General features: G+C 63.2%; 6 protein-coding genes and 1 pseudogene. 5 read left to right on the plus strand and 2 right to left on the minus strand.

The annotated features are described in order from the left end of the window. Positions 1-1,671: bifunctional UDP-sugar hydrolase/5'-nucleotidase UshA (gene ushA / locus BN1127_RS07725; RefSeq protein WP_269425313.1), on the plus strand; the 1,671-nt coding region annotated here is incomplete at its 5' end. Between the two features lie 206 nt (positions 1,672-1,877). On the opposite strand, the gene BN1127_RS07730 is transcribed toward ushA, so the two are convergent. Continuing rightward, positions 1,878-2,732: a Tim44 domain-containing protein gene (locus BN1127_RS07730; protein WP_005330485.1), complete on the minus strand. Its 855-nt coding sequence runs from the start codon at positions 2,730-2,732 to the stop codon at positions 1,878-1,880. A 426-nt stretch (positions 2,733-3,158) separates the two neighbouring features. Here BN1127_RS07730 and dnaB point away from each other — a divergent pair, with 426 nt between their 5' ends. From dnaB to alr, 3 genes and pseudogenes are all read left to right on the plus strand, one after another. After that, a complete protein-coding gene (dnaB, locus tag BN1127_RS07735) occupies positions 3,159-4,553 on the plus strand; it encodes a replicative DNA helicase (protein WP_005330482.1) in 1,395 nt (464 codons plus the stop codon). Between the two features lie 6 nt (positions 4,554-4,559). Beyond that, positions 4,560-4,702, plus strand: a pseudogene (locus BN1127_RS23175) (replicative DNA helicase); the annotation flags it as partial. 147 nt (positions 4,703-4,849) lie between these two features. Next, entirely contained in the window at positions 4,850-5,923 is a 1,074-nt protein-coding gene (gene alr / locus BN1127_RS07740) for an alanine racemase (RefSeq protein WP_005330481.1), read from the plus strand. 247 nt (positions 5,924-6,170) lie between these two features. Here alr and putA read toward each other — a convergent pair whose 3' ends face one another. After that, positions 6,171-10,139: a trifunctional transcriptional regulator/proline dehydrogenase/L-glutamate gamma-semialdehyde dehydrogenase gene (putA, locus tag BN1127_RS07745; RefSeq protein WP_005326882.1), complete on the minus strand. Its 3,969-nt coding sequence runs from the start codon at positions 10,137-10,139 to the stop codon at positions 6,171-6,173. Between the two features lie 413 nt (positions 10,140-10,552). On the opposite strand from putA, the gene BN1127_RS07750 reads away from it, so the two are divergent. Then, complete coding sequence (locus tag BN1127_RS07750) at positions 10,553-10,990, plus strand: VOC family protein (protein ID WP_042649058.1); 438 nt, start codon at positions 10,553-10,555, stop codon at positions 10,988-10,990. The last annotated feature ends 252 nt before the right edge of the window (positions 10,991-11,242 follow it).

Raw genomic sequence — 11,242 nt, forward strand, 5'->3', positions numbered from 1 at the left:
CGATTCAAGGGCGCTTACAAAGGAAGTGTCGCGCTGGCCGTGCTCGCCGCGCTGAGTGGCTGCAATATCTCAAGCAATGACAGCGTCGCCCCCTGCACCGAAAATGTCTGCAAGCTGACCATTCTGCACACCAATGATACCCACGGTCGTTTCTGGCACAACGACAAGGGTGAATATGGCATGGCTGCCCAGAAGACCCTGGTCGAACGCCTGCGTGGCGAGGCCAAGGCGGCCGGCAGCGAGGTGCTGGTACTCTCCGGTGGCGACGTGAACACCGGGGTGCCCGAGTCGGATCTGCAGGATGCCGAGCCGGACTTCATGGCCATGAACAGCATCCGCTACGATGCCATGGCGGTGGGTAACCACGAGTTCGACAACCCTCTGACCATCCTGGAGAAACAGCGTGAGTGGGCCCAGTTCCCCATGATCTCCGCCAACATCTACGACAAGGCCAGCGGCAAGCGCTATTTCGATCCCTACAAGGTGTTCAAGCTGGAGAGCGGTCTCAAGGTTGCCGTGCTGGGCCTGACCACCGAAGACACCGCCCAGCTGGTGGACCCCAACAACGTCCAGACCCTGGAGTTCCGCGATCCGACCACTGAAGCGGCCAAGCTCGGCAAGCAGATCCGCGACAACAAAGAGGCGAACCTGGTCCTGGCCATCACCCACATGGGTCACTACGAAAATGGCCAGCACGGCAGCAATGCTCCCGGGGATGTGGAGATGGCGCGTGCACTGCCGGCCGGCACTCTGGACGCCATCATCGGCGGTCACTCCCAGAACCCGGTTTGCATGGAGCCGGGCACGCCGGACAAGTACGCCGACTTCAAGCCGGGTGACGATTGCCTGCCGGATCAGCAGAACGGCACCTGGATCATGCAGGCCCACGAGTGGGGCAAGTATGTGGGCCGCGCCCAGTTTGACTACCAGAATGGCAAGCTGACCCTGACCCAGTACGACCTCATCCCTGTCAATCTGAAAGACGCTGACGGCGCCTTCATTCAGGAAGAGATCACCAAGGATCCCGAGCTCTACAATACCCTGCTTACCTACCAGGAGAAGGGTCAGCAGGAGCTGGGCGTGGTGATAGGCTCCACCGACGGCGTGCTGGACGGCGAGCGTGCCAACGTGCGCAACAAGCAGACCAATCTGGGTCGCCTCATCACCACCGCCACCGCCGAGAAGCTGGGTACCGATTTTGGCATCGTCAACTCAGGCGGGGTGCGTGCCTCCATCGCGGCTGGCGACATCAGCTACCGCGACGTGCTGACCGTGCATCCATTTGGCAACACGGTCAACAAGGCGACCATGAGTGGCAGCGAGCTGGCGGCCTATCTGGGCCAGGTGGCGACCAAGACCATCAACACCGGCGGCTATGCCCAGTTTGGTGGCATCAACATGGCGGTGGACTGCCAGGCGAAAAGCGTGACCATCACCAGCGTGGGCGGCAAGGCCTTCGATCCGGCGGCCAGCTACAGCTTCTCCATCCCGAGCTTCAGTGCGGCCGGTGGTGACGGTTATCCGAAGATCGACACCATCAATGCCGGTCTGGTGGATGCCGGTGTGCTGAAGGATTACATCGCGGCGAAGAAGACCATACTGGTGGCCGATTATCAGCCGTCTGGTGAAGTCAGCTATGTTAATTCCGCCTCTATGGATGGCTGCAAATAATCCAGCGGCTCTGGGCCAATAACAAAAGAGAGGCAGCCATGACTGCCTCTCTTTTTTATTTTCGAGGTCATCAACAGGGGCTGATGACGATTATTCCCGGCCCCTCGCAAGGTGGGGGAATATTCCATGAGTCGCAGTGATGAGTACGACGGCAATAAAAAAGCGACCCTGAGGTCGCCTTTATCATGCTTGCCGGACGAGCGTGCTTACAGCTGCTCGATACCGACGATGTGCCAGGGGGCATTGTCCTTGGCCAGGTTGCGCTCGAGGTGCCACACCTCCTTGATGTCCTCCTCGACCTGCTCCTGACGGTCCATGTAGCGCCCGCTGAAGCGCACGCTGACCTGGGCCCAGTCGCTGCCGTAGTCGGCACGCACCAGCTGGGTATCCACATACATCACCTCGGTGTGCTGCTCGCCGGTCAGTTCGGCGCGCTCGGCCTGGAGGTGCTGGAACAGTTCCGGGCTCACGTACTCCCGTACCTTCTCCAGATCGTTCTTGTTCCAGGCCTCTTGCAGGGTGCGATAGTGATCGCGGGCACCGGACAGGAAACCGTTCATGTCAAAACCTGGCGGCAGGCGGAAGGGGACGTCACTGTCGGCAAAGCCGGTTGCCTGCGGGGCACCGTTGCTCTGTTCGAACTGCTGAGGCGCTGCCGACGGAGGCTGATAGCCCGCGTAGGCCGTCTGTGGCTGAGGTGCCGCCGCCTTGTTCTTGCGCAGGGCTCGGAACAGGAATACACCACCCAGTGCCAGCAGGGCGATCAGCAGGAAGTCCATCCCTTGCAGACCTTCGAAGGCGCCGCTGCCCAGCAGGTAGGCGAACAGGCCACCGGCCAGCAGGCCGCCCAGCAGGCCACCCATCATGCCGCTCTTCTTGGGCGCCGCGGCCAGAGTCGGATTCTTGCCATTCACGGGGGCTGCAGTCGGAGCCGGTTGAGCCGGTGCCGTCTTGTAGCTCTTGCCAAAGGATTTGCCGCCACCAAATTTCTTGGCCTCGGCGATGGGTGCCCCAAGGCCAATGGCCAGGATCACGGCAAACAGGGTCAGCATCTTTTTCATTTTGACTCTTTCACTCTCATGTAGGTGGGGGCATGCTCTGCTTGTGCAAGCTCAGCGAGGCGCATGGCAGGCTGCCGGTCCCTTTTTGTGTTGCAGCTTGCGGGTATGATTACCATGTCTGGCATGAATTATTCATGAACAGATTGCCCCCCCTGGGGGCGCCAAGGAGGATCCCCATGAGAAACAGACGACCGAGTCGTTCGGTGCGCAGGCTGCGCAACAAGCTCAAATCCAAGGCGAAGGATCAGACCCTGGTCTGGCCCTTCCTCGTGCTGTGAGGGGCAGGGAGGGCCCCAGGAGCCGATGAGCCGGCCATCCGCAAGCAGGCAGGCCACCGGGTGAGGTGAATAGCGCGCATTAGCGCTCGCGATGGCGGGGTTTCTTTTGTAAAATTCCCGTCCCCTTCCCGCTGCGGTTTTTATGTGTATGGCAGAGCAAGTGACGGCGAAAAAAGACGCCAAGACACAACAGCTGAAAGTTCCCCCCCACTCTTTTGAGGCCGAGCAGTCCGTACTGGGCGGTCTGATGCTGGATAACGAGGCCTGGGATCGGGTGGCCGAGCGGGTGATCGACAAGGATTTCTACAGCCGTCCCCACCGCCTGATCTTCCAGGCCATGACCCGCCTCTCCAATGCGGGCAACCCCATCGATCTCATCACCCTGCAGGAGGAGCTGGAGCGCTCCGAGCAGCTGGAAGAGTCCGGTGGCTTCGCCTATCTGGTGGAGATCGCCAAGAACACCCCGAGCGCCGCCAACATCAATGCCTACGCCGAGATCGTGCGTGAGCGGGCTGTGGTACGGGAGATGATCTCGGTCGCCAACGAGATAGTCGAAGCGGGTTACGAGCCCCAGGGGCGCACCTCCGGCGATCTGCTGGACCTGGCCGAGAGCAAGGTGTTCCAGATTGCCGAGCAGCGCTCCAGCGCCAACGAGGGCCCGCAGCCCCTGAAACTCATTCTGGAGCAGACGGTCGACAAGATTGAGGAGCTGTTCAAGACTCCTCACAACGGCGTGACCGGGGTCTCCAGCGGTTATGGGGATCTGGACAAGATGACCGCCGGCCTGCAGCGCTCGGACCTCATCATAGTCGCGGCCCGTCCCTCCATGGGCAAGACCACCTTTGCCATGAACCTGTGCGAGCACGCGGCGCTCACCGCCGACAAGCCGGTGCTCATCTTCTCCCTGGAGATGCCCTCCGAGCAGATCATCATGCGTATGCTCGCCTCGGTGGGGCGCATCGATCAGACCAAGGTGCGGACCGGCCAGCTCGACGATGAAGACTGGGCGCGACTCTCCTCCACCATGGGGCTACTGCTCGAGAAGGGCAAGATGTACATAGATGACGCCTCCGGCCTGACCCCGACCGACGTGCGCTCCCGTGCCCGGCGCATCGCCCGCGAGCACGGCGGTCTCTCGATGATCATGATCGACTACCTGCAGCTGATGCGGGTACCTGCGCTGTCTGACAACAGAACCCTGGAGATCGGTGAAATCTCCCGCTCCCTCAAGGCCCTGGCGAAAGAGCTGCAATGCCCTGTGGTGGCGCTCTCCCAGCTGAACCGAAGCCTGGAGCAGCGGGCCGACAAGCGGCCGGTCAACTCGGATCTGCGGGAATCCGGCTCCATCGAGCAGGATGCGGATTTGATCATGTTCATCTACCGCGACGAGGTGTATCACGACGACAGTCCCGACAAGGGGATTGCGGAGATCATCATCGGCAAGCAGCGTAACGGCCCCATAGGTCGGGTGCGCCTCACCTTCCAGGGTCAGTTCTCCCGGTTCGACAACTACGCCGGCCCGGCGTTTGACGATGATTATTGAGTACCTGATTGTCCTGACAAGGGAATTGCTGGGATGACCATAGGCAAGCAGCGTAACGGTACCAATACGGACGGGTGCGCCTCAGCTTCCAGGGCCAGTTCTCCCGGTTCGACAACTACGCCGGCCCGGCGTTTGACGACGATTACTGAGCGGGAGCGAACCGCTCCCAGATGACAAGACACAGTTTTCCCGGTTCGACAATTCTGCCGGTCCGGCCTTAGACGATGACTATCAAGGGATGACACCACTCGGTGCCTGGCGCAGGTGCGCCATCATGCCCTCGTAAGGGAAAACAGATGAAAGCGGCTATTGCCCAAATCGATACCTCGGCCCTGCGCCACAACCTCGCCGTGGTCAAGCGCCACGCGCCTTCCTGCAAGATCATCGCCGTGGTCAAGGCCAACGCCTATGGCCATGGCCTGCTGCCGGTGGCCCGCACCCTGGTGGATGCGGACGCCTATGCGGTGGCCCGCATCGAGGAGGCGCTGATGCTGCGCTCCTGCGCCGTGGTCAAACCCATAGTGCTGCTGGAGGGCTTCTTCTCGAGTGCCGATTTGCCGGTGCTGGCGGCCAACAACCTGCAGACCGCGGTGCATACCTGGGAGCAGCTCGAGGCCCTGGAGCAGGCCGAGTTGCCGGCCCCCGTGGTGGCCTGGTTCAAGCTTGACACCGGCATGCACCGGCTCGGGGTGCGGGCCGAGGAGATGCCCGCCTTTATCGAGCGGCTCGGCAAGTGCAAGAACGTGGTGCAGCCGTTCAACGTCATGACCCACTTCAGCCGCTCCGATGAGCTCGAGCAATCCACCACCCGCGAGCAGATCGACTTGTTCAGCAAGTTGACCGCCTCCCTCAAGGGCGAGCGTGCCATGGCGAACTCGGCAGGCATTCTGGCCTGGCCGGACTCCCACTGCGACTGGGTGCGCCCCGGCGTCATCCTCTACGGCGTCTCCCCCTTCCCGAACACGGTGGCGGCGGATTACGACCTGAAACCCGTGATGACCTTGAAGACCCAGCTCATCGCAGTGCGGGATCACAAGGCGGGGGAGCCTGTGGGTTATGGCGCCAACTGGGTGTCAACCCGTGATACCCGGCTCGGGGTGATTGCCATCGGCTATGGCGATGGCTACCCGCGCATGGCACCCAACGGCACGTCCGTGCTGGTCAATGGCCGCATCGTCCCCCTGGTGGGCCGCGTCTCCATGGACATGACCACTGTGGATCTCGGCCCTGACGCCACCGACAAGGCCGGTGACGAAGCCGTGCTCTGGGGCGAGGGCTTGCCGGTGGAGCGGGTCGCCGACGAGATTGGCACCATTCCTTACGAGCTGATCACCAAGCTGACCTCCAGAGTGTTTATGGAGTACGTTTAACCCTTTGACTTGGGATGGCGGCCGAGGAGATAGGCACAATCTTCTCCCTACGAGCTCATCACCAAGCTCACTTCCCGGGTGTTTATGGAGTACGTTTAACCCCCTCATCCCCAATCCTTCTCCCGCGAGGGGAGAAGGGAGAACAAGAAGGCCGCCCCGACAAGGGCGGCCTTTTTTATGCACTTGTGAGCGAGCGACTGACATAAAAAGCCCCGCATCGGCGGGGCTTTAGTCTCTGTCGCGGTGCTTAGCCTATGGTCATCAGGCTGGCGTTGCCACCGGCGGCGGCGGTGTTGACCGAGAGGGCGTGCTCGATCAGCAGTCGCTCCAGGGGGATGTCGGTCTCGCCACGGTGCAGGCCGTGCACGCCGACGATGGCACCCGCACGGGCAGCGGCCAGCTTGGCCACTTCCCGCAGCTGATCCGAGTCGCCGTGGTGCAGCAGGGCATCGAAGCCGATGTCGCTGCTGGCCCAGTCCGCAACCAGCTGGATGCGCGCCTGTACCTCGCTGGGCAGGCTGGTCAGCAGGGTACGGTTCTGGGCATTGTCCTGCCACAGCACCTCTGTCCCGACCGCCAGACAGGCCGCCAGCTGGGCCAGCAGATCCGTCTTGGCTTCTTTATCGTCGGCGGCCAGGCAGAGCACACGCTCCCGGGGCAGCAGGCTGTAGCTGTTGCGCTCGCCGGTGGGGCCGACCAGCAGTTGGGTCAGGCCGCTCAGCGCCAGCTCGCCGTAGCGATCGCACAGGGCCACCAGTGCCGGGGCCTGCTTGCCCGCCCAGCCACGCAAGGCCAGCAGCGCCGGTTTGGCGGCCTCGGCTTGCGGGGTTGCGCCCGGCTCCTGGCGAAGCTGGCTGGTCACCGCCTCCTGCGGGCGTGCCCCGAGCAGACGGTACATGTAGAGCGGGCCACCCGCCTTGGGTCCTGTGCCGGAGAGCCCTTCGCCGCCGAACGGCTGCACCCCGACCACGGCGCCCACTATGTTGCGGTTGACGTAGAGGTTGCCGACCTTGGCGGTGTTGACCACCTGGGCGATGGTCTCGTCGATGCGGGTGTGGACCCCCAGAGTCAGGCCGTAGCCGCTGTCGTTGATCTGCGCGAGCAGTTCGCCGAGCTTGGCACGGGGGTAGCGCACCAGGTGCAGCACAGGGCCGAACACCTCTGGGCCCAGCTCATCCAGGCTGTCGAGCTCGATGAGCGTCGGCAGCACGAAGGTGCCGCGGTTGCAGGCACCCTCTTGGGTGCGGGCAATCTGGTGCACCCGGCGACCCTTGTCCCCCATGGCCTTGATGTGGCGTTCTATGTTGGCCTTGGCCTCGGCGTCGATGACAGGGCCGATGTCGGTGGAGAGGTGCTCGGGGCTGCCGACCTTGTACTCGGCCATGGCGCCCTTGAGCATACGGATCACCCGCTCGGCGACGTCGTCCTGCACGCACAGCACCCGCAGGGCGGAGCAGCGCTGACCGGCGCTGTCGAACGCCGAGGAGATGACGTCCATCACCACCTGTTCGGTGAGAGCGGAGGAGTCGACGATCATGGCGTTCTGGCCGCCGGTCTCGGCGATGAGCGGAATGGTGCGGCCCTGGGCGTCGAGGCGACCGGCCAGGTTGCGGGAGATGATACCCGCCACCTCGGTGGAGCCGGTGAACATGACGCCGCGCACTCGCTCGTCCGCGATGAGCGCCGCCCCCACGGTCTCACCGCGGCCCGGCAGCAGTTGCACCGCACCGGCGGGGACGCCGGCCTCGCGCAGGATGCGCACCGCTTGCGCCGCGATGAGGGGGGTCTGCTCCGCAGGCTTGGCGAGCACCGTATTGCCGGCCGCGAGCGCCGCGCAGACCTGGCCGCTGAAGATGGCCAGCGGGAAGTTCCAGGGGCTGATGCAGACCACGGGGCCGAGCGGTCTGTGGCTCTCGTTGGCGAAGTGGTTGCGCGCCTGGGCGGCGTAGTAGCGCAGGAAGTCCACCGCCTCGCGCACCTCGGCGATGGCGTTGGCGAAAGTCTTGCCGGATTCGCGTACCAGTAGGCCCATCAGGGGTTGCAGCTCGGATTCCATCAGGTCGGCGGCGCGATCCAGCACGGCGGCACGCTCGGCCGGCGGAGTCGATTGCCAGATCTGGCCGCTGGCCAGGGCGCAGGCGAGGGCCTTGTCCACCAGTTCGACCGTGGCTTCGCTCACCTGACCGACGACGTCGCGGTGATCCGCCGGGTTGACCACCTGCTGGAACTGGGTCGGCGCCTCGGTGTCGCAGCCCGGGTGTTCATTACCCAACATGGGCAGGGCCTGATAGGCGGTGTTGGTGCTGGCGAGCAGGGCGGCGGACAGCGATCCCAGACGGTGCTCGTTCGCGAGATCCAGGCCGGCGGAGTTCGGACGAGCCTCGCCGTACAGCTCACGGGGCAGGGGAATGCGCGGGTGGGGCAGACCCAGGCTGCCTTCACGGGCGGCCATCTGCTCGATCTGCTGTACCGGATCCTGCACCAGATCCTGCAGGGAGATGCTGTTGTCCGCGATGCGGTTGACGAAGGAGGTGTTGGCCCCGTTCTCCAGCAGGCGGCGCACCAGGTAGGCGAGCAGGGTCTCGTGGCTGCCGACCGGCGCATAGATGCGGCAGGGGCGACCCAGCTTGCCGTCGGCGACCTTGCCGACCACCTGTTCGTAGAGCGGCTCACCCATGCCGTGCAGGCACTGGAACTCGTACTGGCCCGGGTAGTAGTTTTGACCCGCCAGCTGGTAGATGGCCGACAGGGAGTGGGCGTTGTGGGTGGCAAACTGGGGATAGATGGACTCGGGCACCGCCAGCAGCTTGCGGGCGCAGGCGAGATAGGAGACATCCGTGTAGGGCTTGCGGGTATAGACGGGGTAACCCTCCAGGCCGTCCTGCTGGGCGCGCTTGATCTCGCTGTCCCAGTAGGCGCCCTTCACCAGCCGGATCATCAGGCGGTGACGGCTGCGCTTGGCGAGATCGATGACGTAGTCGATCACATAGGGGCAGCGCTTCTGATAGGCCTGGATGACGAAGCCGATGCCGTTCCAGTCCGCGAGAGACGGGTCGAAGCAGAGCTTTTCCAGCAGGTCGAGGGAGATCTCCAGCCGATCGGCCTCCTCGGCGTCTATGTTGATGCCGATGTCGTACTGCTTGGCGAGCTGGGTCAGCCCGAGCAGGGTGGGATAGAGCTCCTCCATCACGCGATCGTACTGGGCGCGGCTGTAGCGCGGGTGCAGGGCGGAGAGTTTGATGGAGATGCCCGGGCCCTCATAGATGCCGCGGCCATGGGAGGCCTTGCCGATGGCGTGGATGGCCTGCTCGTAGGAGGCGAGATAACGCTTGGCGTCTTCTTCCGTCAGTGCCGCTTCCCCCAGCATGTCGTAGGAGTAGCGGAAACCCCTGTTTTCCATGGAGCCCGCGTTCGCCAGCGCCTCGGCTATGGTCTCGCCGGTGACGAACTGCTCCCCCATCAGGCGCATCGCCATGTCCACACCCTTGCGGATCAGCGGCTCGCCGCCCTTGCCGATCAGCCCCTTGAGTGAGCTGTTGAGGCCTGCCTCGTTGTGGGTGGCCACCAGCTTGCCGGTGATGAGCAGGCCCCAGGAGGCGGCATTGACGAACAGGGAGGCGCTCTGGCCCAGATGCTGGCTCCAGTTGCCACCGCTTATCTTGTCGCGGATCAGGGCATCGCGGGTCGCCTTGTCGGGGATACGCAGCAGCGCCTCCGCCAGACACATCAAGGCCACCCCTTCCTGGGAGGAGAGGGAAAACTCTTGCAGCAGCCCCTGCACCAGGCCCTGACGGCCGCTGGCGCTCTTCTGGTTGCGCAGCTTCTCGGCGATGCTCATGGCGAGCTTCTGGGTGGCCTCGGCCTTCTCCTTGGGCAGGCGGGCCTGCTCCAGCAGCATGGGCACGGCCTCGGTCTCGGGGCGGCGATAGGCGGAGGTGATGGCGGCGCGCAGCACGGACTGCGGCAGGATGCTCTCGGCAAACTCGAGGAAGACCTGGATCCCCTGCTCGGTCAGGGTCTCGATGGCCTCTTCCCCGGCGGCAGCGGCCAGACCGGACTGCTCGGGCGGGGTCAGGCCGCGCTCCAGCTGCTCCAGATAGGTGAAGATCGCCTGCTTGATCAGCCAGTGGGGGGTGCGATCCAGGGTCTGGGCGGCCTGCTTGAGACGGTCGCGGGTCGCTTCATCGAGTTTAACGCCGAGGGTGGTAGTGGCCATGGGACTTCCTGTGTCTAGAAGGTAACAATATTACCGGACGGTTAAATTTTGCCGAGGATGGCGCAACCAGGTGCAACCTTCAAGCAAGAAATTTTAATGTTTTGGCTACATTGTTGAATTTTCCTATGCCAAATGGTTCGGAGGATTGAGCCTTAAAACAGGGCTGAATATAGGTTTTCAGTGCAATATTAATAGGTTGCATACATGTTTTCTGAGTGATTCATGAGGTGCAACCCGTGGCTGTGTTGGGTTGCTCTTTTTTGATTGCGTATCAGGCTGGTACTCGTGGGGAAACGGGTGCAACCGCCGATGTGGACTCACTGGTGTACTGATTGTCGGGGTGACCCTGGCGCTGACTCTTCTATGCTGATAGCTGTTCGCGAAATCCGCTATCAATGACCAAGGAGATCATCATGGCGCGTGTCAGTACCTATCTCAATTTTGCCCGGGAGACGGAGGCGGCCTTCCTGTTCTACCGGGAGGTGTTCGGCGGTGAGTTCAACGGCCCCATCCACAGGTTCAAGGAGTCTCCCGGCTGCCCGGGTCAGCCGCCCCTGTCCGAGGAGGATGGCGACCTAGTGATGCACGTGGCGTTGCCCATCCTCGGCGGCCACGTGCTGATGGGCACGGACGCCCCCGCCAGCATGGGGTTCACCCTGGTGCAGGGCAACAACAGCTACCTCAACCTGGAGCCGGACAGCCGGGCCGAGACCGATCGCCTGTTTGCGGCCCTGGGGGAGGGCGGCCAGGTGGAGATGCCGTTGCAGGAGATGTTCTGGGGCGCCTATTTCGGCTCGCTGGTGGACAAGTTCGGCACTCACTGGATGTTCAACTGCGAGAGCAAGAGCTGAACCCTTGGCTGTGAATGAGAAGGGGCGCCGCGGCGCCCCTCCTGTTTATCCGTGCCCCCAACTCAGAGCCTTATTTGCCCCTCCCCACCATCTCGCCGGGAATGACCCAGGCATCGGGCTTCCGGGGACAGATCTGGCCCAAGGCAACTTGGGTCATGGTTGCCGTCCCGCCATCTCGCCGGGAACGATCCAGACATCGGACTCCCGGGGGCTGAGATGGCCCAAGGCAACCTGGCTTATGGCTGCCGTCCC

Origin of the sequence: Aeromonas media, from assembly GCF_000819985.1 — a bacterium.
Taxonomy (GTDB): Bacteria; Pseudomonadota; Gammaproteobacteria; order Enterobacterales; family Aeromonadaceae; genus Aeromonas; species Aeromonas media.

Coding starts and splice junctions, on each gene's coding strand:
- BN1127_RS07730 (WP_005330485.1), bottom strand. CDS start 2,732: ATGAAAAAGATGCTGACCCTGTTTGCCGTGATCCTGGCCATTGGCCTT.
- dnaB (WP_005330482.1), top strand. CDS start 3,159: ATGGCAGAGCAAGTGACGGCGAAAAAAGACGCCAAGACACAACAGCTG.
- alr (WP_005330481.1), top strand. CDS start 4,850: ATGAAAGCGGCTATTGCCCAAATCGATACCTCGGCCCTGCGCCACAAC.
- putA (WP_005326882.1), bottom strand. CDS start 10,139: ATGGCCACTACCACCCTCGGCGTTAAACTCGATGAAGCGACCCGCGAC.
- BN1127_RS07750 (WP_042649058.1), top strand. CDS start 10,553: ATGGCGCGTGTCAGTACCTATCTCAATTTTGCCCGGGAGACGGAGGCG.